Annotated in this window: 26 protein-coding genes; 20 read left to right on the top strand and 6 right to left on the bottom strand. The window is 61.4% G+C overall.

All coding sequences use genetic code 11. From position 1 onward, the window contains the following. Positions 1–38 precede the first annotated feature (38 nt). From cysE to J2T57_RS17385, 12 genes are all read left to right on the top strand, one after another. Positions 39–848 (top strand): serine O-acetyltransferase, encoded by an 810-nt coding sequence (cysE, locus tag J2T57_RS17330; protein WP_253482203.1) that lies wholly within the window; start codon positions 39–41, stop codon positions 846–848. Further along, positions 832–2,067: a cysteine desulfurase family protein gene (locus J2T57_RS17335; RefSeq protein ID WP_253482207.1), complete on the top strand. Its 1,236-nt coding sequence runs from the start codon at positions 832–834 to the stop codon at positions 2,065–2,067. The genes cysE and J2T57_RS17335 overlap by 17 nt, the downstream gene beginning before the upstream one ends. Then, positions 2,064–2,450 carry an iron-sulfur cluster assembly scaffold protein gene (locus tag J2T57_RS17340; protein ID WP_253482224.1) on the top strand — a complete coding sequence of 129 codons (387 nt, stop codon included), beginning with the start codon at positions 2,064–2,066 and terminating at the stop codon, positions 2,448–2,450. The genes J2T57_RS17335 and J2T57_RS17340 overlap by 4 nt, the downstream gene beginning before the upstream one ends. A gap of 24 nt (positions 2,451–2,474) precedes the next feature. Continuing rightward, positions 2,475–2,801 carry a HesB/IscA family protein gene (locus J2T57_RS17345; protein ID WP_253482226.1) on the top strand — a complete coding sequence of 109 codons (327 nt, stop codon included), beginning with the start codon at positions 2,475–2,477 and terminating at the stop codon, positions 2,799–2,801. A 141-nt stretch (positions 2,802–2,942) separates the two neighbouring features. Then, a complete protein-coding gene (gene ndk, locus J2T57_RS17350) occupies positions 2,943–3,368 on the top strand; it encodes a nucleoside-diphosphate kinase (RefSeq protein WP_253482229.1) in 426 nt (141 codons plus the stop codon). Then, a complete protein-coding gene (gene rlmN / locus J2T57_RS17355; protein ID WP_253482240.1) occupies positions 3,349–4,485 on the top strand; it encodes a dual-specificity RNA methyltransferase RlmN in 1,137 nt (378 codons plus the stop codon). The genes ndk and rlmN overlap by 20 nt, the downstream gene beginning before the upstream one ends. 10 nt (positions 4,486–4,495) lie before the next feature. Beyond that, positions 4,496–5,269: a type IV pilus biogenesis/stability protein PilW gene (gene pilW / locus J2T57_RS17360; RefSeq protein WP_253482255.1), complete on the top strand. Its 774-nt coding sequence runs from the start codon at positions 4,496–4,498 to the stop codon at positions 5,267–5,269. Continuing rightward, on the top strand, positions 5,256–6,380 hold the full coding sequence (locus J2T57_RS17365) for a RodZ domain-containing protein (RefSeq protein WP_253482259.1): 1,125 nt from the start codon (positions 5,256–5,258) through the stop codon (positions 6,378–6,380). The genes pilW and J2T57_RS17365 overlap by 14 nt, the downstream gene beginning before the upstream one ends. 63 nt (positions 6,381–6,443) lie before the next feature. Then, positions 6,444–7,718, top strand: a complete 1,275-nt coding sequence (hisS, locus tag J2T57_RS17370; protein ID WP_253482262.1) for a histidine--tRNA ligase — start codon at positions 6,444–6,446, stop codon at positions 7,716–7,718. Positions 7,719–7,720: 2 nt separating this feature from the next. Next, entirely contained in the window at positions 7,721–8,353 is a 633-nt protein-coding gene (locus tag J2T57_RS17375; protein WP_253482265.1) for a YfgM family protein, read from the top strand. After that, complete coding sequence (gene bamB / locus J2T57_RS17380) at positions 8,354–9,508, top strand: outer membrane protein assembly factor BamB (RefSeq protein ID WP_253482268.1); 1,155 nt, start codon at positions 8,354–8,356, stop codon at positions 9,506–9,508. A gap of 12 nt (positions 9,509–9,520) precedes the next feature. Continuing rightward, positions 9,521–10,276, top strand: coding sequence for an NRDE family protein (locus tag J2T57_RS17385; RefSeq protein WP_253482271.1), 756 nt, complete (start codon positions 9,521–9,523; stop codon positions 10,274–10,276). Between the two features lie 8 nt (positions 10,277–10,284). On the opposite strand, the gene J2T57_RS17390 is transcribed toward J2T57_RS17385, so the two are convergent. Continuing rightward, positions 10,285–11,055, bottom strand: a complete 771-nt coding sequence (locus J2T57_RS17390; protein WP_253482274.1) for a pentapeptide repeat-containing protein — start codon at positions 11,053–11,055, stop codon at positions 10,285–10,287. Positions 11,056–11,230: 175 nt separating this feature from the next. Between J2T57_RS17390 and adk the strand changes: the two genes are divergently transcribed. From adk to pdxH, 3 genes are all read left to right on the top strand, one after another. Beyond that, the gene (adk, locus tag J2T57_RS17395) at positions 11,231–11,884 is read left to right on the top strand and encodes an adenylate kinase (protein ID WP_253482278.1); all 654 of its coding nucleotides are present in this window, start codon (positions 11,231–11,233) and stop codon (positions 11,882–11,884) included. Positions 11,885–12,037: 153 nt separating this feature from the next. Next, a complete protein-coding gene (locus J2T57_RS17400) occupies positions 12,038–13,489 on the top strand; it encodes an NfeD family protein (RefSeq protein ID WP_253482281.1) in 1,452 nt (483 codons plus the stop codon). A 29-nt stretch (positions 13,490–13,518) separates the two neighbouring features. After that, the gene (pdxH, locus tag J2T57_RS17405; protein WP_253482283.1) at positions 13,519–14,106 is read left to right on the top strand and encodes a pyridoxamine 5'-phosphate oxidase; all 588 of its coding nucleotides are present in this window, start codon (positions 13,519–13,521) and stop codon (positions 14,104–14,106) included. A gap of 14 nt (positions 14,107–14,120) precedes the next feature. Here pdxH and J2T57_RS17410 read toward each other — a convergent pair whose 3' ends face one another. Beyond that, entirely contained in the window at positions 14,121–15,365 is a 1,245-nt protein-coding gene (locus tag J2T57_RS17410; protein ID WP_253482300.1) for a hypothetical protein, read from the bottom strand. Between the two features lie 302 nt (positions 15,366–15,667). On the opposite strand from J2T57_RS17410, the gene J2T57_RS17415 reads away from it, so the two are divergent. Further along, positions 15,668–15,985 (top strand): H-NS histone family protein, encoded by a 318-nt coding sequence (locus J2T57_RS17415; RefSeq protein ID WP_253482303.1) that lies wholly within the window; start codon positions 15,668–15,670, stop codon positions 15,983–15,985. Positions 15,986–16,040: 55 nt separating this feature from the next. Here J2T57_RS17415 and J2T57_RS17420 read toward each other — a convergent pair whose 3' ends face one another. Together J2T57_RS17420 and J2T57_RS17425 are read right to left on the bottom strand one after the other, a co-directional pair. Beyond that, entirely contained in the window at positions 16,041–16,814 is a 774-nt protein-coding gene (locus J2T57_RS17420; RefSeq protein ID WP_253482306.1) for an ABC transporter permease, read from the bottom strand. A gap of 19 nt (positions 16,815–16,833) precedes the next feature. Then, positions 16,834–17,766, bottom strand: coding sequence for an ABC transporter ATP-binding protein (locus J2T57_RS17425; protein ID WP_253482309.1), 933 nt, complete (start codon positions 17,764–17,766; stop codon positions 16,834–16,836). A 301-nt stretch (positions 17,767–18,067) separates the two neighbouring features. On the opposite strand from J2T57_RS17425, the gene J2T57_RS17430 reads away from it, so the two are divergent. From J2T57_RS17430 to J2T57_RS17440, 3 genes are all read left to right on the top strand, one after another. Continuing rightward, complete coding sequence (locus J2T57_RS17430; protein ID WP_253482313.1) at positions 18,068–18,598, top strand: hypothetical protein; 531 nt, start codon at positions 18,068–18,070, stop codon at positions 18,596–18,598. A 64-nt stretch (positions 18,599–18,662) separates the two neighbouring features. After that, positions 18,663–19,073, top strand: coding sequence for a DUF2721 domain-containing protein (locus tag J2T57_RS17435; protein ID WP_253482316.1), 411 nt, complete (start codon positions 18,663–18,665; stop codon positions 19,071–19,073). Positions 19,074–19,174: 101 nt separating this feature from the next. Beyond that, positions 19,175–20,137, top strand: a complete 963-nt coding sequence (locus J2T57_RS17440; protein ID WP_253482329.1) for a glutathione S-transferase family protein — start codon at positions 19,175–19,177, stop codon at positions 20,135–20,137. 47 nt (positions 20,138–20,184) lie between these two features. Here J2T57_RS17440 and J2T57_RS17445 read toward each other — a convergent pair whose 3' ends face one another. Next, complete coding sequence (locus tag J2T57_RS17445) at positions 20,185–20,406, bottom strand: hypothetical protein (protein WP_253482331.1); 222 nt, start codon at positions 20,404–20,406, stop codon at positions 20,185–20,187. Between the two features lie 148 nt (positions 20,407–20,554). Continuing rightward, the gene (gene xseA, locus J2T57_RS17450) at positions 20,555–21,955 is read right to left on the bottom strand and encodes an exodeoxyribonuclease VII large subunit (RefSeq protein WP_436262718.1); all 1,401 of its coding nucleotides are present in this window, start codon (positions 21,953–21,955) and stop codon (positions 20,555–20,557) included. Positions 21,956–22,183: 228 nt separating this feature from the next. Between xseA and guaB the strand changes: the two genes are divergently transcribed. Continuing rightward, complete coding sequence (gene guaB / locus J2T57_RS17455; protein WP_253483034.1) at positions 22,184–23,644, top strand: IMP dehydrogenase; 1,461 nt, start codon at positions 22,184–22,186, stop codon at positions 23,642–23,644. The last annotated feature ends 38 nt before the right edge of the window (positions 23,645–23,682 follow it).

Genomic DNA, 23,682 nt, shown 5'->3' on the forward strand with positions numbered 1-23,682 from the left:
CTTCGTACCTCTCACCACACCCGAATCAGGGACTAGCGATGTTCAAGCAGCTCAAAGAAGATATCCGTTGTGTTCTCGATCGGGATCCGGCGGCCCGCAACGCCTTCGAGATCATCACCTGCTATCCGGGTGTGCATGCCCTGATCTGGTACCGGCTCTGTCACCGGCTCTGGCATTGGCGTTTCCGTTGGTTGGCCCGTTTTCTGTCGACCTTGGCGAGAACGTTGACCGGTATCGAGATCCATCCGGGAGCGAGGATCGGGCGGCGCTTCTTCATTGATCACGGTATGGGCGTTGTTATCGGGGAAACGGCGGCAATCGGCGACGACGTCACGCTCTACCACGGCGTGACCCTGGGTGGCATCAGCACGGAGAAGGGCAAGCGGCATCCCACCCTGGGTAACGATGTGGTTGTCGGTGCCGGTGCCAAGGTGCTCGGTCCCGTCATTGTCGCCGATGGAGCGCGCATCGGTTCCAATGCCGTGGTGCTGAAAGATGTGCCCGAGGGCGCAACCATGGTGGGGATTCCGGCGCGTATTGCCGGGCGCAGTGGTGGCGAGCAGCGCCAGCGGGAAGAGACGGCGCGCAAGATCGGCTTTGCGGCATATGGTCAGACCGATATGCCGGATCCGGTAAGCCAGGCCATCAATTCCATCCTCGATCACATTCATGTCACCGATCAGCGCATGGTGGAAATGTGCCGGGCCATGCAGAAGTTGGGTGCGGGTATCAGTGACGTCGATCTGCCGCGGATCGAGGGTTGCGAGATGGAAAACGGCCACGGGCCGAAAACTGCTCAGGAATCCCCTGTGGCGGCGGAGCAGGATGACCATGAGCGCTCCCGCTGAGGTCGCCGTCTACCTGGATCATGCAGCTACCACACCGGTGGATCCTGCCGTTGCCGAGGCGATGGCCGCCTGTCTGCGGGACGACGGTGTCTTCGGAAATCCGGCATCGTCCGGTCACGCGTGGGGGCGTGCCGCCGCCGGGCGGGTGGAGCGGGCACGGGCTGCCGTTGCCGCGCTGATCAACGCCCCTGTGGAGGGCGTGCATTTCACCAGTGGCGCGACAGAATCGATCAACACCGCGATTCTCGGTGTTACCCGATTCGCCATGGCGCGGGATCGCGGCGGGCATGTGATCACCGGTGCAACGGAGCACAGCGCAACGCTGGCCGCTTGCCGACGCCTGGAGCAGGAAGGTGCCCAGGTGACGTATCTGGCGCCAGATACCGATGGCCGTGTGACGGCAGAGGCAGTGGCTGCCGCACTGCGAGACGACACGGTTCTGGTCTCGCTGATGCACGTCAACAACGAGACCGGGGTCATACAGCCCATCGAGGCGGTGGGGCGACATCTGCGCGATCATGCCGCAGTCTTCCATGTCGACGCCGCCCAGAGTGCGGGGTTGCTGCCGCTTGATGTTGCGATGGGTATCGACCTGCTGTCCCTGTCCGCCCACAAGTTCTATGGGCCCAAGGGTGCCGGGGTGCTGTACGTGCGCCAGCAGCCCCGGTTGCGGCTCGATCCGCTGTTCTACGGTGGAGAGCAGGAGGGAGGGCTGCGACCGGGCACGGTTCCCGTCCATCAGGTGGTGGGTATGGGCGAGGCGGCAGAGTTGGTCGTTCGTCGGCAGGAAGCGGATCATGCGCATCTGCAGGCGCTTACGATCCGGTTGCTTGACGGATTGCAGGCGCTGGATGGCGTGATCGTCAATGGCACCGGACCTCGTTGCCCCCACATCCTCAACGTGAGCTTCGTCGGTGTACACGGTGAATCCCTGGCCCTGGCATTGCGCGGACCGGGTGTTTCGGTGGGGTCGGCTTGTACCTCGGCACTGGCAACCCCATCTCATGTCCTGCGGGCCATGGGAGTGCCTGATGCGCTGGCGTTGGCAAGTTTCCGCTTCAGCCCCGGACGCGGCACGACTGGCGACGATGTGGATGCGGTGCTTAATATGGCGGCCGATGCTCTTGAGCAGCAACGCCGTCGTTCTACAATCTGGGCGGCTTTCCGGGCGGGTGCGACGATTGACTCCCTGTATCGGGGTGGTACCCGGGTGGCATGAACGGCGCGGATAACGAATGGAGTGAGCAGGGGCTGCACTATTTTGCGGCCGGTCATGGGGCCGGGGTCCCTGGTGCCGGCACCGCGATGGTCGGCAGAGGCCGGGCTGGTGCGGTATCATGGGGAACCGAAGTCGAGATCGACATTGGTCTCGCTGACGATGGCACAGTTGCCGAGCTGCGGTGGCGCTGCCATGGTTGTCCTGCCGTGCAGGCAGCCTGTAGCTGGATTGCCGAGCAGGCGCCCGGTATGCAACCGCGGGCTCTGCTTGAGTACAGCGCCGTCTGCGTCGCCGATGCATTGGCATTGCCCCCGGCGCGACTCGGCGTGCTGCTTGTGGTTGAAGATGCGTTGCGGGCTGCGGTGGCGTCTGTTGCCGAGTGAACTTGATCGATGTGAGGTGAAAACATGGCTATCGTCCTGACCGAAAGCGCGGCCAAGCACGTCAAGGCCCACGTCGCCAAGCATGAGCTTGGTGAAGGTGGTCTGCGCCTTGGTGTCCGCACCAGTGGCTGTTCCGGCCTGGCCTACACGGTCGATTATTCCAGCGACGTGCGCGACGGTGACCAGGTTTTCGAGCAGCACGGTGTACGCGTTCTGGTAGACCGCAAGAGTCTGCCGTTCCTCGAGGGCATGGAAGTCGATTACGTCCGAGAAGGGCTCAATCAACGGTTCGACTTCCGTAACCCCAATGTGAAGGACGCCTGTGGCTGTGGCGAGAGCTTCAGTGTGTGAGCACGGCGCAACGATCGGGTTGATTGCCGGGGGTGAGGTCAGGCGTTAAACTACGCGCCCTCAAAAGCGGTGCGAAGTACCCATTGGTGCGGCGCACAGGCATTCCCATCAACCAGCAATCGACCACAACGGAGAGCCCGGATGGCTGTTGAACGCACCCTGTCCATTATCAAGCCCGACGCTGTCGCCAAGAACGTCATCGGCGAAATCTATGCCCGCTTTGAAAAGGCCGGTCTCAAGATCATCGCCGCACGCATGGCACACCTGAGCCGTGAGCAGGCCGAAGGCTTTTACGCGGTTCACAAGGAGCGTCCGTTCTTCAACGATCTGGTCGGGTTCATGACGTCCGGGCCGGTCATGATCCAGGTGCTGGAAGGCGAAGACGCCATCCGCAAGAACCGTGAAATCATGGGGGCGACCAACCCCAAGGAAGCGGCGGCCGGCACCCTGCGCCATGACTACGCCGAATCCATTGACGCCAACGCCTGTCACGGCTCCGATGCCCCGGAGACGGCCGCGCAGGAAGTTGCGTACTTTTTCGCTGACGATGAAATCTGTCCCCGTTAAAGTCGTTGCGGAGGGCGCTGGCGACGGCGCCGACCGCAAGCTGAACCTGCTCGGTCTTGACCGGGCTGCGCTGGAAGGGTTTTTCGCCGAGCTCGGTGAAAAACCCTTTCGTGCGTCTCAACTCCTGAAATGGATCCATGCGCGGCGGGTAACGGACTTCGCCGCCATGACGGATCTCAGCAAGAGCCTGCGCAACAAGCTGGAGGCTGTCGCTGAAGTGCGGGTCCCGGAAGCTGTAGTTGACCAGCGCTCGGTGGACGGCACGCGTAAATGGCTGCTGCGGCTGGACGGTGCCAACGCCGTCGAGACAGTGCTCATACCGGAGAAAGGCCGGGATACGCTTTGCGTGTCTTCCCAGGTCGGCTGCGCGCTGGAGTGCAGCTTCTGCTCCACCGGCGTTCAGGGCTTCAATCGGAACCTCACCACCGCCGAAATCGTCGGGCAATTGTGGTATGTGGACCGCATGCTGGCGGAGGAAGAACCTGGTCGACAGGTGACCAATGTGGTCTTCATGGGGATGGGCGAACCCCTGCTCAACTTCAAGAGTGTGATGCCTGCGGCGGAATTGATGAAGGACGATCACGCCTATGGCTTGTCCAAAAGGCGGGTGACGCTCAGTACCTCGGGTGTGATTCCTTATCTGTACAAGATGGCGGAAACCACGGACATCAGCCTCGCGGTCTCGCTGCATGCACCCAACGATGCGCTGCGAGATGAACTGGTTCCCATTAATCGCAAGCATCCCATTGCAGAATTGCTCAAGGCCTGCCGACACTATATTGCGGACAAGCCACATCGACGGATAACGTGGGAATACGTGATGCTCGACGGAGTCAATGACAGCGACGAGCACGCGAGGGAGCTGGCGGCCTTGCTGGGGGATATCCCGTCCAAGGTCAATCTGATCCCGTTCAACCCGTTTCCGGGGACGCAGTATCAGCGTTCATCGGATGAGCGAATAGGCAAGTTCAGCGCCATACTGTCGCGGGCGGGCCTGGTTTCGACAACGCGCAAGACGCGAGGGGATGATATCGACGGGGCCTGCGGTCAACTCGTCGGCAAGGTTCAGGATCGCACGCGGCGAAGGCTGCGCCGCGAGGCGCAGGCGCAAGCCTGAGGGAGTAGAGATGGCGGTAGTGATGACACGTGTGATGGCCGCCCTGATTGTCGCCATACTCGTCGCAGGGTGCGCCAGTTCGGGACAGCAACGCGGTGGGGGGGATCGTGAGCGAGCCTCGCAGATCAACACCGAGTTGGGCATGACTTATCTGCAGCAAGGCAACAATTCCCAGGCAATGGAGTCGCTGAAGAAGGCCCTGGATCAGGACCGTAACAACTACAGCGCCCACGCCACTATTGCTGTGCTCTATGAGCGGCTGGACCAGCACGACCAGGCGCGCGAGCACTTTCGCCGTGCCGTCCGCCTGAACGGAGAAGACTCGTCGGTCCGCAACAACTACGGACGGTTTCTCTGCAATCGCGGTGAGTACGACGCCGCCCAGGACCAGTTCGCTCGTGCGCTGCGGGATCCGCTCTATGAACGACGCGAGCTTCCGCTAGCCAATGCCGGGCTGTGCGCACTGCAGGCCGGCGAACCGGAGAAGGCGGAAGATTTCCTTCGTCGCGCCCTGGAGTATTCGCCGACATTTCCGCCGGCTTTGCGGCGGATGGCCGAGCTGCGGCACGACTCGGGTGACAACATCTCCGCCCGGGGCTATATGCAACGTTACCGTGACGTGGCCAACCTGGGAGCCTCCGATCTCTGGTTGGCAGTGCGCATCGAGAACGCGCTTGGCAATCGTGATGATGCAGCGAGCTACGGCCTGAGGTTGCGCGCGGACTTCCCGGATTCCGAGGAAACACGCATGTACAACCAGATGCGACGCGATGGTCGATCGTAAGGGCAACCAGGAGCATGAGCCGGCGCTGGAGGACAAAGGGCCTCGCGCCGGAGAAATGCTGCGAGCCGCAAGAATGGATCGCGGCATGTCCTGTGCGGATGTGGCTGCTGCCCTGCATCTGGATGTCCGCACCGTCGAGGCGCTGGAGAAGGAGGACGCCGCCGATCTGCCGCCGGCGACCTTTACCCGTGGCTACTACCGCTCCTATGCCCGGCTCATGGAACTTGACGGCGATGCCGTCGTGCAGGCCCACTCGCGGCGCAGTCGGGGCTCGGTGGAGCCACCGGTTCTCAAGGTGCGTCGGCCTGTCCAGACATCACCCGAGCTGAGCCGGGGGTTGGTCGTTGCCTTCGTCGCGCTGTTTGTTCTGGCTGGCGCCGGTGGTGGGGGCTACTGGTACTACGAAAACGTCTACCTGGTCGATCGTGTGGTCCCGCCGGCAGCGAGCGTCCCGGACACCGAGACCCCGACGGCGGAAGGGGATTCGTCGCCGGGGCTCGAAGAGCCGGCTGCGATGCCCGAAGCGGACGCCGAAGCAGCCTGGGAAGCCCTTGAGGACGAGACCTCTGTTGCATCCCCGAACGACGACAGTGCCGTCATGGAGCCTCCCGCCGAGCCTCCGCTGGCCGGTGAACCCGGGATCGAGGATGAGCCCGCACCGGATCCCGAAACTGCCTTTACCGATGAGCTCGCCGGCCCCGCAATTGGCGATCAGCCATCGGAGCCCGCACCGGACGAGTCCATGGCCATGGAAGAGGACAGCGTTGAAGGCGACACAATGGACAGCGAGACGGACGTGGCGGCCGACGGCACTGTGGATACCGACTCGTCGACTGCTGCCGATGAGACAGGCGCTTCGCCTGCGCTCAACGGTGACGCTCTGGTGCTCGACTTTACGGGTTCGTCATGGATCGAAGTCTACGACGATGCCGGCGAGCGCCTGCTGTACGGATTGATTCAGGAGGAAGGTCGGCAGACTGTCCAGGGCCTGCCGCCGTTTACCGTGGTGATCGGCGATGCCGACAACGTGTCACTGGAGTATCGGGGTGAGCCCGTTGACCTGGGACAGAGACGCCCCGGTCGCGTTGCCCGAGTGCAGGTCCCGCGCTGAAAGTTAGTTGCTGCCCCGGCTAGTGTCCCTCTCCCATTAAGCATGTTTCTGTAGGAGACCGTCTTGTCGAATGTGATCCAGTCCGTACGCGGGTTCAGTGACGTATTACCGGAGCAAACCGGCGTATGGCGTCATGTGGAGGGCGTGCTGCGCGGCGTGCTCGACCGCTACGGTTACAGTGAAATCCGCCTTCCCGTCCTGGAGAAAACGGAGCTTTTTGCAAGATCCATCGGCGAAGTCACCGATATCGTCGAAAAGGAGATGTACAGCTTTGACGACCGCAACGGTGACAGCCTCAGCCTCCGACCGGAGGGAACGGCTGGCTGTGTGCGAGCCTGTATCGAGCATGGTCTGTTGCACAACCAGCAGCCCCGGTTGTGGTATCAGGGCGCCATGTTCCGGCACGAGCGACCGCAAAAAGGGCGATTGCGTCAATTTCACCAGATCGGTGCCGAGGTGTTCGGCCTGACGGGTGCCGACATCGACGCCGAGATTATCCTGATGACGCGGCGCATGCTCCATGAACTGGGTCTGCAGGACGTGCGTCTCGAACTGAACACGCTGGGCACCGCCGAGGCCAGGGCGAACTACCGGGAGGCCCTGGTGGCGTATCTGTCGGCCCGGCGTGATCAGCTTGACGACGACAGCCAACGCCGGCTCGAGGGCAATCCGCTGCGTATTCTCGATAGCAAGAATCCGGAGACTCAGCGCCTACTTGACGGTGCTCCGCGACTGGACGATTACATTGACGCCAACTCACGGGAACATTTTGATGACCTCCGACGTCTGCTGGATGCGGCGGACGTGGAATACACAGTGAATCCCCGCCTGGTTCGCGGGCTCGACTACTACGGTCGTACCGTCTTCGAGTGGATCACTGACCGGCTCGGCGCCCAGGGGACAGTCTGCGCCGGTGGTCGCTATGATGCCCTGGTGGAGCAGATCGGCGGCAAAGCAACTCCGGCCATTGGTTTCGCCCTTGGCCTGGAACGACTCGTGGCGCTGGTGGAAGAGGCTGCCGATGCGCCGCCCGCCCTGGCACCGGATGTCTACATGGTGGTGATGGGCGAGGCGCAGCGATCTGCCGCACTGGTGCTCGCGGAACGACTCCGGGCGGCCTTGCCAGGTGTCGGGGTCTTCATGCATTGTGGCGGCGGAAGTTTCAAGAGCCAGTTCCGGCGCGCGGATCGCAGCGGGGCGCAGCTTGCTCTGGTCCTCGGTGAAACAGAACTCGCCAGTGACACGATCGGACTCAAGCCTCTGCGGTCTGGTTCCGAGCAGGTAAACATTGCCCAGGGCGATCTGGTCAAGACATTGAAAGAACATTTTGGAGGTTGAAGGTGGCCGGCACCGATGACGAGCAGTTGGAAGCGCTGTCCCAGTGGTTTCGGGACAATGGCAAGGCCCTGATCGCCGGCATCGTCATCGCGATTGGTGGCGTGTTCGGCTGGCAGCAATGGGGCGCTTACCAGGACCGCCAGATGGAAGCGGCATCCTCCGCCTACATGCACTTGCTGGATGCACGGCAGAGTGGCGCGGACGTCGATACCCTGCGTCGCCGTGCCCAATTGTTGAAAGACGATTACGCGCGGACCCCTTACGCCGCAATGGCTGCATTCCAGCTGGCCACGCATCTGGCTGAAGCCGGGGCATTGGACGAGGCGGTTGTTCCCTTGTCCTGGGCACTTGAGAACGCGCAGGACGACAGTTTCCGTCACATTGCGCGGCTGCGGCTGGCAACGGCGCACATCGGGCTTGGCGAGTTCGAGGATGCGCTGGCCGTACTGGATGTCTCCGATACAGCGAGTTTCAGTGCCGACTACGCCGAGCGGCGTGGCGACGCGTACCGCGGCCTGGGGGATGCGGCGGCGGCGGTTGATGCCTACGACGCGGCCATGGCTGCCACCAACAGCGGTGAACGACGTCGACTTATCGAACGCAAGCGCGATGATATCGCGCGGGGGAACGCATAGGTGCGACGCGCTACACCGATTGTTATCGTCGCACTGGCATTGTTGCTTGCCGCGTGCAGCGGCTCACCCACCCGCGAGTTTCCCGCTGACCAGTTAACCGACTATCAGCAGGAGTATGCGGTCTTCTCAGAGTGGCAGCGCAACACCGGCAGGGGGCTGTCGGCTGTCGGCGATGCCCTGGTCCCGGCCATCGAAGAAGACAAAGTCGTGGTCGTCGACCGGCGGGGGAGGCTGTCGGCCTATCGCCTCGATAACGGACGACGCCTGTGGCGGCATCGCCTCGATCTGCCAGTCTCCGCCGGGCCGGTTCTGACCGATGAGTTGATCATTGTCGGCACGCGCGACGGCCGTCTGGTGGCGGTGGATCGCGAAACCCTCGAGCGGCGCTGGGAGTCGGGTGTCACCAGCGAGGTCCTGGCCCTTCCTGCGGTGGACGGTGACACGGTCGTCGTGGTGGCGAATGACGGGCGGGTTTTTGCACTGAGAACCAGCACGGGGGCGCGGCGCTGGCTATACGATCGGACCATGCCACCCCTGACCCTGCGCGGCAGCAGCGCGCCGTTGCTTACTTCCGGCCGGGTCTACGTAGGTCTGCCCAACGGGCGTGTCGTGGCTCTGAATCGCAGCGACGGCGCCCTGGTGTGGGAGGCACGGGCCGGTATTGCCCGTGGCGCATCGGATATCGAGCGGATGCGGGATATTCTTGGTGATCTGGTTTTGCAACAGGGGGCACTTTTTGCGGTGTCGTATCAGGGTGAGGTCGTGTCCCTGGACCCGACACGGGGTTCCAGCAGCTGGAATCGCGAACTGTCATCCAGTGCCGGCCTGGCCGCAGATCGCGAACGTGTCTACGTGACCGAGTCCAATGGCCGCATCTGGGCACTGGATCGTAGTAGCGGTGCCGCCATCTGGCGTCAGGATGAAACCGAGGGTCTGCGTGCGACCCGCCCGGTCGTGCATGGCGCCTATGTGGTCATCGCTGATCAGCGTGGCGCCCTGACGTGGCTGGATGCGTCCACCGGAGAGATTCGTGCTCGCCGGGTGTTGCGTGACCAACCCATCAGTCGTCCACCGATCGTCGTGGACGATGACGTGATCGTACTCAGCGATGAGGGCCGACTGCACAAGGTCAGCCTCCGGCCCCAGGAACGGTAGGTAGCAAAGCGCATGTGTCTGGTCGGGCTTGCCGTCGACATGCACCCCGATTTCCCGGTGGTGCTGCTGGGTAACCGTGACGAGTTTCACCAGCGTCCGACCCGGGCCATGCATTGGTGGCGCGCACCGAGGATACTGGCAGGCCGTGATCTGCAGGCAGGGGGCAGTTGGCTGGCGTTCGCGCCCGACGGTCGTTTCGCCACCGTGACTAATTACCGTGATCCGGACCAGGGTCCGGCGGCTCGTTCTCGTGGCGCGCTGGTGACTCAGGCGTTGTCCATGGACTCACAGGCTTTCCATCGGCATCTGATCGAACAGGGGGGTGCCTACGGCGGCTACAACCTGCTCTGGTCCGATGGTGAGGGCTGCTGGTATCACTCCAACCGTCTTGATGATGTGCCCCGCCGCTTGAGCCGAGGTGTCTATGGCCTCAGTAACGGCGTCCTGGACACGCCCTGGCCCAAGGTCGCGGCACTAAAGGAAGCGCTGGCCGAAGCCCTGGAGACAGACACGCTTTCGTCCAGTGGTTGCTTCGGCTTGTTGCGCGACCCCCGGCGCCCGCCGGATGGAAGCCTGCCGGACACCGGTGTCAGCCTCGAGTGGGAACGGCTGCTTTCCTCCGCCTTCATTGTCAGCCAGGCCTACGGTACGCGTTCAAGCAGTGCGATGATCCAACGTCGAAATGGTCGGATCACTGTGGAAGAGCGCGGCTTCGACCCCGAAGGCCGGGAAACGGGGCGAAGGCTGTTCCGTTTCGGTGCCGCTTGAGCACCCGGTTATTCGCAGGTCCCCACTGAACCCCGACGGCAGGTGCGACGGTCAATCCACACGGTCCGGTCGAGTATCGCGTCGTCGTAAACGGTCGCCGTGAGGTTCGCGCCGGCAAGGCGCGCCTGGGTCAAGTCGGCCTCCGTGAGATTGGCGCCTGTCAGGTTGGCGTTGCTCAGGTTGGCACCCCGCAGGTTGGCACCCTCAAGGCGCGCGTCTTCCAGGTCGGCACTGGTGAAGTCAGCGCCACTGAGATCGGCGCCGCGGAGGTCTGCACCCCTGAGTGTTGCCCGGCCGAGCGTGGCGCCCGACAGATTTGCGTCCAGCAGTGATGCCCCGGACAGGTCGGCACGATCCAACCGTGCATCCTGGAGCTGCGCGCGATCGAACTTCGCATCAACCAGGCTCGCCCCGTTCAGCCTGAGTCCGCGGGCATCGCTACCGACAAAACTTGCCCGATCCACGTTCGCCGACGTCAATCGCGCCCCCTGGAGTTCCGTTCCGTCGAATATGGCATCCACGGCACTGCTGCTACCCATGTCCGTGCGTCGCATCCGGGCATTACTGAAATCCGCGCCGTCGAGACTTGCCCTGCTGAATACCGCGTTGTCGAGATTCGCGTCGCGGAAAGACGCGCCATCGGCCGTCGTGCGGGACAGCAGTCCGCGGCTGAGGTCCGCGCCAGTCAGGTCTCGATCACGCAGATCACAGCCATGCCAGCGGGCTCCCGGCCGTGGTTCCTCTTCATTGCAGTCGGCGAGGGCAGGTGATACGCTCACCGCCAAAAATATCAGGGTGATCAATGTGATCGGCAAAAATCCACGGTAGCTGCGACGACGCGCTGATACGCCGTGGCCACCTTCCGAGATTGGCGTTTTGTGGTTCCCGCCAGCCGCATTGGTCGTCGGCAGACAGAATTTTTCGACTTTGCATTTTTGAGGAGGTAGATATCGCATGCGTATCATTCTATTGGGGCCGCCCGGCGCGGGCAAAGGCACCCAGGCAGCGTTCATTTGTGAGCGGTATGGAATTCCCCAGATTTCCACAGGGGACATGCTGCGCGCCGCCGTGAAGGCCGGGACGGAATTGGGCAAGGCTGCGGACAAGGTTATGAAGTCCGGTGGGCTTGTGTCCGACGAGATCATTATTGGCCTCGTCAAGGAACGCATTGCCGAAGACGACTGCGCCAACGGCTTCCTTTTCGACGGATTCCCGCGGACCATCGCCCAGGCAGATGCCCTGCGCAATGAGCAGATCGCCCTCGACTACGTGCTTGAGCTTCAGGTTGCGGATGAGGAAATCGTCAGCCGCATGGCGGGTCGGCGCGTGCATCCGGGTTCCGGTCGCGTCTACCATATCGAGCACAATCCGCCGCGGGTCGAAGGCAAGGACGACGAGACGGGCGAGTCGCTGGTTCAACGTGATGACGACCGCGAGGAGACCGTTCGCAAGCGCCTTGAAGTCTATCATGAACAAACCAAGCCCCTGGTTGATTACTACCGCAAACTCGCGGAGGGTGGCGCCGAACTGGCGCCGAGTTATGTCACGGTCAATGGTGTCGGCGAGCTTGCCGCCGTGCGAGAGCGCATTGTCAGTGCCCTGACCTGATCCCGCCCGGCTGTAGTCCCGACCTTCGGCCCACGGGTCTGGACTACAGCCATCGCCTGCAGCGTTTAGACTCTGATTGACGAACATGTTCACTGGTGGAACGCCGGCAGTTCCGCGCAGTCGAATCTCTGCAGGCGCAAGAAGGTCATTATCATGCGACGTCATCTTGTCATCATGCTGCTGTTGTTCGCGGCATTTCTGGTAACCGGCAGTCAGGCGGAAGAGTCCCAGAGCCGTGCCTACGTGCTGAAGGTCGAGGGTGCGATCGGGCCAGCCACCAGCGATTACCTGATTCGGGGCTTTGAGCGGGCACGGTCCGACGGCGCCGGGCTCATTATCATTCAGATGGATACGCCCGGCGGCCTCGATACCGCCATGCGGGACATCATCCGGCAGATCATGAATAGCCCGATCCCTGTGGTGAGCTATGTTTCGCCGGGCGGCGCGCGTGCCGCCAGCGCGGGCACTTACATCATGTATGCCTCCCATGTTGCAGCCATGGCACCCGGAACCAATCTGGGCGCGGCAACGCCGGTCCAGGTGGGCGGCCCGCAGCCACCGGGAACAGACGACAGCGATGACGACGACGGCAACGGCAACGGTGACGACGCCGCGGTCGAGGAGAATGGCGAGGAGGCCGAGGAATCGTCGGGTGAGGGCGGAGATCGCTCTTCCCGAGAGCGGGAGGGTGCCACGGCGATGGAGCGCAAGATGGTCAATGATGCCGTCGCCTACATTCGCGAACTCGCTGAGACACGCGGCCGCAATGCAGATTGGGCAGAGCGGTCCGTTCGTGACGCTTCCAGCCTCGGAGCCCGGGAAGCGTTGGAGAAAAACGTCATCGACCTGATGGCGGATAACATCGAAGACTTGCTTGAGGCTATCGATGGGCGGACCGTCCGGGTCTCCACCGGTGAGACCACCATCTCCACTGAAGGCATGACCCTGGAATACATTGATCCGGACTGGCGGACCGAGTTGCTCTCGATCATCACCAACCCCAATGTCGCCTACATCCTGATGCTGGTGGGCGTGTACGGCATCATCTTCGAACTGATGAACCCCGGTGGCATCGTGCCAGGTGTGCTAGGCAGCATCTGCATTCTGGTGGCCTTATTCGCTTTCCAGGCCCTGCCCATCAATTATGCAGGCATGGCGCTGATGATATTGGGCGTAGCGTTCATGGTGGCGGAGGCGTTTGCCCCCAGTTTCGGCATACTCGGTATCGGTGGTTTAATAGCCTTTGCACTTGGCTCGCTGCTGTTGATTGACACCGGGGTTGAGGCCTACCAGATTTCCCTCGAAGTGGTTCTGGCCGTCTCCGCCCTGAGCCTGGTGATTTTCCTTGGCATCAGTTCCATGGCCGTCAAATCCTGGCGACGGCGAATCGCCTCTGGTGCCGAGGCCATGGTTGATGAAACCGTGCTGGCGGTCACCGACTTTGTGGATGGCGGCGGCAAGGTTCGCTTCCAGGGTGAAGTCTGGAATGCGGAATGTCCGGTTCCGGTGCGCCGTGGGGATCGCCTGCGGATCAACCAGGTCGAGGGGCTGCGACTGCACGTCGAGCCGGCCAACGGGGCATCCCGGGACGCGGTTTCTTCCTGAAAGAACACAGATTTTGACGAGGACCAACCATGATCCTGCCGGATGAGGCTGTACGTCGTTTTCGTGAGGTTTTTGATCTGGCCAGGGCCGACGCAGTGCCGGAGCACAACGCCATGACACTGGCCACGGCGCGGGCTGACGGCCGGCCATCAGCGCGTACGGTGCTGCTCAAGGCCATGGATGAGCAGGGCTTCGTCTTCTATACCAACAAGCAGAGTCGAAAGGGCGAGCAAATGCTTGCAAACGCGCATGCGGCCTTGTGCTTCCACTGGGCACCATTGGGTCGGCAGGTACTGGTGGAAGGCTCTGTGGAGCCTGTCAGCGACGAGGAGTCCGATGCCTACTTTGCCAGTCGTCCACGGCTGAGTCAGATCGGTGCCTGGGCGTCCCGGCAGTCGCAACCGCTCGATGGACCGGAGCAGTTGGAGGCGCAGGTCAAGGACGTGGAGGTGCGCTTCGAGGGGCAGAAGGTCCCCCGGCCGCCCCACTGGGGCGGATTCCGGGTCCGTCCCCGCATGATCGAGTTCTGGACTTCACGGGAGGGCCGCCTGCACGTGCGGGATCGATACGAGATGGACGACAGTGATCGCTGGTCCCATTTCTATCTGAACCCGTAGCCAGTGCCCGGATGTCAGTGCCGCGCGGCTGAATCGACTTCGGTGGCGGGAATCAACGCCGGCGGATCCGTCCGATAGCAGAGGCTTTCGGGTCGGTGCATGGTCAACTCCACACCCAGTTCCCTCGCCTCGGCACGCCAGTTATCGGGAATTTCCTGAACAGCCTGGGGCAGTAGGGGATAATCGTTGATCATGGCGAGGGTCTCGCCGCGCGGGCCCTCGAATACGGCGGTGTAGGCCACGGGTCCCAGGCCGGGCAGGCTGTGCTCCGTCAGACTGATCCGCGTGGCGGTGGCGCGATTTCCCTCATCGATGATGACGTCGCGCAGGTTCAGCGTATCGCCCGGGGCTGCCGACATCGCTGCGAGGCCCCAAGCCTCGGCGACGGGTTGTTCGGCCAGCCCTCCTACCTCATTGCCCGATGTCACACGAACCTCGATACCGTGCGCCAATAGCCCCGCAGTGAACTGCCTTTGCCTGCGGTGCCAATGGCCCCAGGCCTCTTCCAGTGAAGCGTCACCCGAGTACTGAGCCGCCCACTGCCCGAAAGGCTGGAATCGCGTAAAGCAGGACGCCTCCCGAAGTAGAAACAGATTGCCTTCCGGCAGACTGACCCGCCGCACCGTCTCCGACGGAAATAGTGCTGCTTCCAGCAGTTCCCAGAGTTCGGCAAAGCCGTTATGTTCCAGTTGGATACGCAGCAGGGCGCACAGGTCATTGAAGGTGGCATAGCTCAGGTTCACCGGACGGACGCCGAAGTGCTCGGTGATGAGTTCGCCGGTCCGCATGGATGCCTTTCCCTTCTCCAGCAGCGTTTTCTCGAGCTTTCCGCTCAACTCGTCAATATCTGCACGTTTGCCAACAAACAGGAATGGCACTGCAAACAAAGGACCGCTTCCCGGTTCACAGGCTGGAGCAATAGAGGGTATCGGGAAGCTGTCACCCTGCGTACCGATGGTCATGAACTGTGGCTGAAAGCGGCTATCCGGAAGGCTCCTCAGATAAAGATCCATGAGCACGTCAACCAAGGGCAGCCCGGGGCGAAGTAATTCTGTCATGTCATAGAGACCGCCCAAAATCACCAGCCCATGGGATTCCAGTTTGCCGACCATGCGTGTGAGATCCTCGGCGATCGCCCAGCCCAGTGCGTCCGCCTGTTCCCGGGTCAGAGGTCCTGGGGGCGGGGCGTTGCTTGCGCTTCGCTGGAAATCGAGCTCGACGGTGAGTACGCCGGGGGTGGCTGAAACCTGATCTTGCATGTCAACTCCGGTTTTGGGCCGATATCAAACGCCGCGTCGCCAACCGTGTATACGGGCCGCGCCGAGGCGCAACTATACTCCGAACGGAAGTGCTGCCCAATGCCTGTCATGTTTTGAGGTTTGAATTGGGTTGTCTTCCAATTGCCATGGTGATTCCGCCTTTTTATTGGGAGATATCAAAAAAAATTCTAATCCATAAAAAAATGCGCAATAATGGCGCTGCTTAATGGTATCGGTCGGCTACAGGCAGTCTCCCATGCTGCCTTGTCGATCGCAGTTTGTCGGGTTCTCGAGGAGAAGTAATGGATCTTTCAAAGTACAACCCACAGCAACTCAAGCAATTGAAAAAAGATATCGACAAGGAGCTCAATCGTCGGCGCAAGGAAGATGTCAAGGAAGCTCAGAAAGAGCTAAAGAACATAGCAGAGCGATTCGGCATCACGGTTCAGGACCTTGTTGCTGGTGCCGCGGGCGTCAAGACAGCAAAGAAACCGGCTCAGGTCAAATTCCGCCATCCCGACGACCCGTCAAAAGGGTGGAGTGGTCGCGGTCGCAAGCCTTCCTGGATCAAGGAGTGGGAACAAAAAGGTCGTTCCCTGGACGCGCTCAAGGTCGATTGATCCGCCATTTCCCGCGTCGCCCTGCGCGAACTATCGCGCAGGGCCTCATTCTCGCCTAAGACCGTAATCCCACTCCACGCTCCAGCAGCCAGAGGCTGAAACCTGCCAACGCAACAATGAATGCAATAATGATTGCGTAGGCGAACCAGATGTTGATATCCGACGTGCCCAGAATGCCGTAACGGAAGGCATTCACCATATAAAGTATCGGATTCATCATGGAAACGTGTCGCCAGAAGTCAGGTAGCAGCGTCACTGAGTAAAAGACACCGCCCAGGTAGGTGAGGGGTGTCAGCACGAAGGTCGGTACAATCGAGATATCATCGAACTTTCGCGCGAATACGCCGTTGATAAAGCCCCCGAGCGAGAACAGCACTGCTGTCAGGAAAATCACCGAGATAGTAATGGTGATGCTGTGAATGGGCATGCGCGTGAACAAAAGTGAAACGATGGTCACGATGAGGCCAATCAATAGGCCGCGTCCGACACCGCCGGCGACATAGCCCAGGAGAATTACCGCATTCGGTGTGGGCGAGACCATGATCTCTTCCACATGTCGTTGGAACTTTGCTCCGAAAAAAGAAGAGACGACATTGGCATATGAATTCGTGATCACCGCCATCATGATGATGCCGGGCACAATAAAATCGATGTAGGTGTAGCCGTCCATCGATCCGATTCGCGGCCCGATTAGATTGCCGAAGATCACAAAGTACAGGGCCATGGTGATGGCGGGAGGAACAAGAGTCTGCACCCAGATCCGCAGATAGCGATGGGTCTCCTTTGAGGCGATGGTTAGCAGAGCGGTGAGCGAGCGTTGCCAGTACATGGTGGTCTCCGATTCGATATCAGGACGCCTGGGCCGCGTGGTTCTGCTGAAGCATGCGCAGAAAGAGCTCTTCCAGCCGGTTGGACTTGTTCTTCATACCCGTCACTTCGACCCCTTGCGCTGAAAGTTCGGTGAACAGGTGACTAAGGCTCTGGCCGCGACTCACCTCCACTTCCAGTTGTTTCGGTGCCAGCAAAGTTACTGCGTAGTCGGTCAGTGCTGGGGGTTCGCCCATGGCGGTACTTGTGTCGAGGATGAAGGCCTGGGTGCTCAGCCTTTCAAGCAGGGACTGGGTGTCCGTATCCTCGATAAGCCGCCCCTCGTCGATGATGGCGATCCGGCGACAGAGGCTCTCCGCCTCTTCCAGGTAGTGCGTGGTCAAAATGATGGTCACGCCCTCATCGCGGTTGATGCGGCGCAGAAATTGCCACATCGAGCGGCGGACCTCGATATCCACTCCGGCGGTGGGCTCGTCCAGGATCAGCAGCTTCGGGCCGTGTATCAGCGCCCGGGCGATCATCAGGCGCCGCTTCATGCCACCGGACAGGGTTCGCGAGACCGCGTGGCGTTTTTCCCACAGATCGAGTTCCCGCAGGAAACGCTCGAGGCGTGAACGTGCCTCCTTTCGGGGCATGCCGTAGTAGCCCGCCTGATTCAGTACGATCTGCTCCACGGTTTCGAAGTTGTTGAAATTGAACTCCTGGGGAACCAGGCCGAGTTGGCTTTTCGCCTCCCATGGTTTCGCCATGAGATCGTGTCCCATGACCTCGATTCGGCCACCGCTTGGCGTGACCAGCGAGCTTACGATACCGATTAGCGTCGATTTTCCCGCGCCGTTGGGGCCGAGCAGACCGAAAAACTCCCCCTGCTCAACATCGAGGGTGATTTCGCGCAGGGCAACCACCCCGGACTTGTACGTCTTGGAAAGCTGATGCAGCGACAGCGCTTTCATGGTGACGTTCCTTGAGCGGCCGTGGGTCAGTGTGCCCGGACCACCGTTGCGGTTTTCAAAAAGGCGCATAAGTCTACCGGGGTGCCGTAAGCATGAATAGGGAGGCTGGGGGAACGTTTCCCTGTTGGCGGCGGTCGGAGCACCACAACAATAAACAGGCCTGGCCGGTTGAAGTCGTTGAAAAGCGACTATAAAACCGACACTTGCTTGACAGGGCTCCGGCCGACACTGGTATGGTGAGCGGCTAAGTCGACAATTCACTGGCTACATTGAGAGCCATCGACAGGAGATAGAACGCGTCATGATGCGTCTAGTCTGTGCACGTAATTTCATAGTGGCAGGAATCGCCATGCTGGCGTTTGCCTTCACCGGGTCCGCAATGGCCCAGCAGCAGGGACAGGAAGAGATCCAGCAACTGCAGCAGCGGTTGATCCAGATCCAGCAGCAGGCCGTTGAGAACAATCCGGAGCTGCAGGATCAGGCTGAAGAACTCGAGAGCATGGTTCGCAGCACCATGGAAGATGCAGGGTTCGATCCGGATGGAGCCATCGCGCGATTGGAGCAGATCCAGGCGGAATTCGAAGCCGAGGGAACTAGCGACGATCAGCGTCAGGCCATGATGGAAGAAGCTCAGGAGATCCAGATGGACCTCCAGCAGGGACAGCAGATGGCCCTGCAGGATGAGCAGGTCATTGCTGCCCAGCAGAGCTTCGAAGATAACCTGATGGATGCCATGCGGGCCGAGGATCCGGACACGGACGAGTTGCTTGCCCGCTTTGACGAACTGCGGTCGCAGATGGAACAGCAGTTCCAGCAGCAACAGCCGCAGTAAGCATAACCGCAGCGTGTGAAAAGCCGCCGTGGGCATTGGCCCACGGCGGTTGCATAATAGGGCAATGGAACTGACCCTCTCTACGCCAGCACTACTCTTTCCCGCAGTCTCTCTGTTACTGCTCGCCTATACCAACCGCTTCCTCGCCTTGGCCGCCTTGATTCGCGACCTGCAGTCGAAATACCGCGACACCCACGATCGGTTGCTGATGGGACAGATCGATAACCTCCGCCGCCGGGTCATCCTGATTCGCTCCATGCAGACAGCGGGTGTGGCCAGTCTGTTTCTCTGCGTTTTCTGCATGTTCCTGCTGTTTGCCGGCTTCATTCTTCTGGGAAAACTTATTTTTGGCCTGAGTCTGATTTTGCTGATGGTGTCGCTTGGTCTGTCCGTACGGGAGATCCAGATGTCGGTTACGGCCCTGAACCTCCAACTCAGTGACCTCGAGGAAGAGCGCCGACAGGGCGGTCGCTGAACTGGCGAGAGAGATGGTGTAGAGCTTGATTGGACAAATAGTCCGATAATGGACTAATATCGTCCACATTGAATGCTTGCTCCGCATTGACTGGAGGTCCCATGGGCGGTCGACTCATCGAAGGTGTCTGGTACCAGCAGGGCTACGAGCCGGACGACAAAGGGCGCTTTGTCCGGCAGCAGTCGAAGTTTCGTAACTGGGTGCGTGACGTCGAAGGCGAGCGCTTTCGTCCGGAAGGCGGTCGATACCATCTGTACGTGTCCCACGCCTGCCCGTGGGCACATCGCACGCTGATCATGCGCCGCCTGAAGGGTCTGGATACGGCGATTCCCGTCTCAGTCGTGCATCCGCTTATGCTGGAAGAGGGTTGGGAGTTCAAGGACTGGCCTGGCAGCACGCCGGATCCGGTGCACAATGCTCGCTACATGCGCGACGTCTATACGGCCGCCGATCCCGAATTCACTGGCCGGGTCACCGTCCCGGTGCTGTGGGATCGTCGCGAGAACACCATCGTCAACAACGAGTCCCGTGAAATCCTGCGCATGTTTGACCATGAATGGAACAGCGTGGCGCAGGACACCACGGATTATGCACCGGAAGATCTGATGGACGAAGTAGAGCGTGTCATCGACGCAATCTACGAGCCCATCAACAACGGGGTGTACAAATGCGGGTTTGCCCAGTCCCAGGAGGCCTACGACGAGGCCGGTGATGCGCTCTATGCAGCGCTTGACCATTGGGATGAAGTGCTTGGCGGGCAGCGCTTTGTGGCTGGAAACAGGGTGACAGAGGCGGATATCTGCCTTTTCACCACCCTTGTGCGCTTCGACGCGGTCTACTCAGTGCACTTCAAGTGCTCGGAACGTCGTATCGCCGACTACCCCAACCTTTGGAATTATGTGAAGGATCTCTACCAGCGCCCCGGTTTCGGTGATACCACGAATATGGACCATATTCGCAATCACTATTACCGCAGTCATGAATTCATCAACCCGACGCGCATCGTCTCCCGGATGCCGCGGATCGACTTCAACGAAGCTCATGATCGGGACCGGTTTGCGTGACGATCTACGGGTGAGTCGACCAGCAGGGCGATTCACCCGCACAAACGTCAGAGTTCCGGGTAGTCGCTATCCAGATCGCTGAGCAGGCTGCGCAGCATGCGCTGCTCCTGCAAGTCCTCGATCCGTCGCCGATGCGATACCGCATCGGCTCTGCGGCCATTTAGACTTCGATGCGAGCGGTGGTTGTCTGTCTGATCCCACCGATCCTCGAAATCCCCGTCACCTTCCGCTCCGATCAGGTCGGATTCATCACGCACGCGACGAGCCATCTCTACACCCTCGAGCGCCCAAGGACAGCGGCTCCGAACCGCCACTTCCGCGCCGCGACGGAAGACCGTTCTCGGCCGGATACGCGCTATATACACGTAGTGCGGGAGCTTGAAAAGTGCCTGATGCGCTGCGGGGATGTCCAACTCGTTATTTCGGTAGCAGGGGTGTCTCCGGCGCTACATTGACGACTGGTTCAACGTCCTCGACGCGGCAGTGCAGGGCGCCCTTGCCGAGGGTTGCAACGATCCTGTCGCCCGGGGTGGCGGCTCCCGCCTCCCGGACGACGCGGCCCTGCTGATCGCGGACAATGGCGTAACCCCGGGCCACTGTCGCCAGGGGGCTCACCGCCTCCAACTCGCGGGCAAGCCCGCCAAGGTGACGCACTCTTGGGTCATGGCCATTGCGCCAGCTGTTTCGCAACCGCTGACCAAGCTGCTGGATCTGCTCCCGGTATTGCTGCAATCGTTTCCGTGGGTGCTGGGCGGTCAACCGCTGCTGAGCCGCATGCAGGCGCTGGGCATCGCGGCGCGACAAACGGTTCATGGCCGCTGCCAGCCTGAGTTGCAGTTCATCCAGCCGTTGGCTGTTGTCCCGCAGGCGACGCGCCGGGTGCTCCCGTGCAAGGCGCCGCTCCAGTGTCGACAGACGTTCGGCTTGCCTGCTCAGCTTCAGGTGGATTCGCTGTGCAAGCCGGCTGGAGAGGCTGCCGATCCGATCAAGTAGGGCGGCGCCATCCGGGCTCAGCAGTTCGGCGGCGGCTGATGGTGTTGCGGCGCGGTGATCTGCCACGAAGTCGCTGATGCTGAAATCGATCTCGTGCCCCACGGCGCTCACCACCGGCAGTGAGCAGGCGGCAATGGCGCGGGCCACGATTTCCTCATTGAATGCCCAAAGATCCTCCAGAGAACCACCGCCCCGGGTCAGGAGCAGGGCGTCGACTTCCTGCCTGTTGTCGGCGAGCTTCAGCATGTCGGCAATGGCTTGCGCTGCGCCGCTGCCCTGCACAGGGACCGGGTAGATCAGTACGTCAATACCGGGGAAGCGCCGGCCCAGCGCATGCAACACATCGCGAATGGCGGCACCGCTGGGGGAGGTGACCACCCCTATGCGCTTCGGGAACGGTGGAAGAGCCTGCTTGCGCACCGGATCGAACAGGCCCTCACGTTCCAGGCGGGTCTTCAGTTCCTCGAACTGTCGGCGCAGCGCGCCGTCGCCGGCCTCTTCCAGGCTGTCGATGATCAGCTGATAGTCGCCACGGGGCTCGAACAGGCTGATCCGGCCCCGGGCAAGGACTTGCGCGCCATTGGAGGGCCGAAACCGCAGCAGCCGGTTGCGGCCCTTGAACATGGCGCAGCGGATCTGGGCGCGACTGTCCTTGAGGGTGAAATAGAGGTGACCGGATGCTGGTTGGGCCAGGTTTGAGATTTCTCCTTCCACCCAGAGGAGCGGCAGCCCCTGTTCAAGCAGATCGCGGACCTCCCGGTTCAACTGGGACACCGTGAGCACAGCGCGGTCGGGGGGTTGATGTTGCAAGGTATTTTCGGCCATCGCGGCATGATACCTGCGATGGCCCGAGCCTTGCCATTATGGCGCGTAGGCCATTGGTCGTTTACGGCGAGGGGCAAGAGTTCTTATACTAGTCGGCTTACTCAAGGAGCGGTGCCGCACTGCCGCAAGACGCCCGGGGCAGGTCACCCAGACCGCTTGACCGGGCATAAGTCGATCGCTACTTGGGCTACCGGCCTACCCACTCCCCGGATGCAAGGTGTCTCGATGATTCGAATTGCTCAGGAAGCACTGACCTTCGACGACGTGCTGCTGTTGCCCGCCTATTCCGCCGTGCTGCCCCGCGAGGTGCAGCTCCAGTCCATGGTCACACGTGAGATCACGATCAACATTCCATTGCTGTCGGCAGCCATGGACACGGTCACCGAAGCGCGGCTTGCCATCGCCCTGGCCGAGCAGGGCGGCATTGGCGTGGTGCACAAGAATATCGGTGTCGCCGAGCAGGCGGAGCACGTCCGTCGGGTCAAGAAATTTGAAAGTGGAGTGATCAAGGAGCCCATCTCGGTCACCCCGGATACCACCATCGGCGATGTGCTCGCCCTGACGCGCGCGCACAGCATCTCCGGGGTTCCGGTGACGGATGGCGAGCGACTGGCGGGTATCGTTACCAGTCGGGATCTGCGGTTCGAGACGCGCCATGATGCGCCGGTGCGCGAGATCATGACCGGGCGCGATCGCCTGGTGACTGTTAAGGAAGGCGCGAGCCGCGGGGAAGTCCTCGATCTGATGCATCGCCACCGGATCGAGAAGGTGTTGGTGGTGGACGATGACTTCCGGCTGCGTGGGTTGATCACTGTCAAGGATATCCAGAAAGCCAAGGATTTCCCCAATGCCTGCAAGGACGAGCAGGGGCGCCTGCGTGTCGGCGCGGCGGTTGGCACTGGTGGAGACACCGAAGAGCGGGTTGATGCCCTGGCCAGGGCCGGGGTGGACATGGTGGTGGTGGACACCGCTCATGGCCACACCAAGGGTGTGATGGACCGGGTGCGCTGGATCAAGCAGCACTATCCCGAGGTGCAGGTGATCGGCGGCAACATCGCCACCGGAGACGCAGCACTGGCATTGGTCGAGGCCGGTGCCGATGCGGTCAAGGTGGGAATTGGGCCCGGTTCCATCTGTACAACCCGCGTCGTCGCGGGTGTCGGTGTTCCGCAGATCACTGCCGTTGCCAATGTGGCGGCCGCCCTGAAAGGCACCGATGTACCACTGATCGCCGATGGCGGCATTCGTTATTCGGGTGATCTGGCAAAGGCGCTTGCCGCCGGCGCGCATGTGGCCATGGTGGGTGGCATGCTGGCCGGTACCGAAGAGGCGCCAGGTGAGGTGGAGCTGTTCCAGGGCCGCAGCTACAAGTCCTATCGCGGCATGGGTTCCATGGGTGCCATGCAGCAGGGCTCCAGCGACCGCTACTTCCAGGACACGGTCGAAGAAGTGGAAAAGCTGGTGCCGGAGGGCATCGAAGGGCGTGTGCCCTACAAGGGCAGCATGGTGGCCATCGTCCATCAGTTAATGGGTGGCTTGCGCGCCAGCATGGGCTACGTCGGTTGCGCGAGCATGGAGGAAATGCGCACCCGGCCGGAATTCGTGCGCATTACCGGAGCCGGCGTGCGGGAAAGCCATGTGCACGACGTCTCGATCACCAAGGAAGCGCCCAACTATCGCAGCGACTGAATCGCAGGGCGCCCCGGTGCCGCCGTTATAGATACGAT

The sequence above is a fragment of the Natronocella acetinitrilica genome (assembly GCF_024170285.1).
In the GTDB taxonomy this organism is placed as follows: domain Bacteria; phylum Pseudomonadota; class Gammaproteobacteria; order Nitrococcales; family Aquisalimonadaceae; genus Natronocella; species Natronocella acetinitrilica.

Bases quoted from the DNA above. Each gene is read 5' to 3' on its own strand.
- rlmN (WP_253482240.1), top strand. From the start codon at position 3,349: ATGAAATCTGTCCCCGTTAAAGTCGTTGCGGAGGGCGCTGGCGACGGC.
- J2T57_RS17415 (WP_253482303.1), top strand. From the start codon at position 15,668: ATGGATCTTTCAAAGTACAACCCACAGCAACTCAAGCAATTGAAAAAA.
- cysE (WP_253482203.1), top strand. From the start codon at position 39: ATGTTCAAGCAGCTCAAAGAAGATATCCGTTGTGTTCTCGATCGGGAT.
- adk (WP_253482278.1), top strand. From the start codon at position 11,231: ATGCGTATCATTCTATTGGGGCCGCCCGGCGCGGGCAAAGGCACCCAG.
- J2T57_RS17430 (WP_253482313.1), top strand. From the start codon at position 18,068: ATGATGCGTCTAGTCTGTGCACGTAATTTCATAGTGGCAGGAATCGCC.
- ndk (WP_253482229.1), top strand. From the start codon at position 2,943: ATGGCTGTTGAACGCACCCTGTCCATTATCAAGCCCGACGCTGTCGCC.
- J2T57_RS17400 (WP_253482281.1), top strand. From the start codon at position 12,038: ATGCGACGTCATCTTGTCATCATGCTGCTGTTGTTCGCGGCATTTCTG.
- J2T57_RS17335 (WP_253482207.1), top strand. From the start codon at position 832: ATGAGCGCTCCCGCTGAGGTCGCCGTCTACCTGGATCATGCAGCTACC.
- J2T57_RS17340 (WP_253482224.1), top strand. From the start codon at position 2,064: ATGAACGGCGCGGATAACGAATGGAGTGAGCAGGGGCTGCACTATTTT.
- pdxH (WP_253482283.1), top strand. From the start codon at position 13,519: ATGATCCTGCCGGATGAGGCTGTACGTCGTTTTCGTGAGGTTTTTGAT.
- xseA (WP_436262718.1), bottom strand. From the start codon at position 21,955: ATGGCCGAAAATACCTTGCAACATCAACCCCCCGACCGCGCTGTGCTC.
- J2T57_RS17425 (WP_253482309.1), bottom strand. From the start codon at position 17,766: ATGAAAGCGCTGTCGCTGCATCAGCTTTCCAAGACGTACAAGTCCGGG.
- J2T57_RS17345 (WP_253482226.1), top strand. From the start codon at position 2,475: ATGGCTATCGTCCTGACCGAAAGCGCGGCCAAGCACGTCAAGGCCCAC.
- J2T57_RS17435 (WP_253482316.1), top strand. From the start codon at position 18,663: ATGGAACTGACCCTCTCTACGCCAGCACTACTCTTTCCCGCAGTCTCT.
- J2T57_RS17445 (WP_253482331.1), bottom strand. From the start codon at position 20,406: ATGGCTCGTCGCGTGCGTGATGAATCCGACCTGATCGGAGCGGAAGGT.
- J2T57_RS17440 (WP_253482329.1), top strand. From the start codon at position 19,175: ATGGGCGGTCGACTCATCGAAGGTGTCTGGTACCAGCAGGGCTACGAG.
- J2T57_RS17420 (WP_253482306.1), bottom strand. From the start codon at position 16,814: ATGTACTGGCAACGCTCGCTCACCGCTCTGCTAACCATCGCCTCAAAG.
- J2T57_RS17365 (WP_253482259.1), top strand. From the start codon at position 5,256: ATGGTCGATCGTAAGGGCAACCAGGAGCATGAGCCGGCGCTGGAGGAC.
- J2T57_RS17410 (WP_253482300.1), bottom strand. From the start codon at position 15,365: ATGCAAGATCAGGTTTCAGCCACCCCCGGCGTACTCACCGTCGAGCTC.
- J2T57_RS17385 (WP_253482271.1), top strand. From the start codon at position 9,521: ATGTGTCTGGTCGGGCTTGCCGTCGACATGCACCCCGATTTCCCGGTG.
- pilW (WP_253482255.1), top strand. From the start codon at position 4,496: ATGGCGGTAGTGATGACACGTGTGATGGCCGCCCTGATTGTCGCCATA.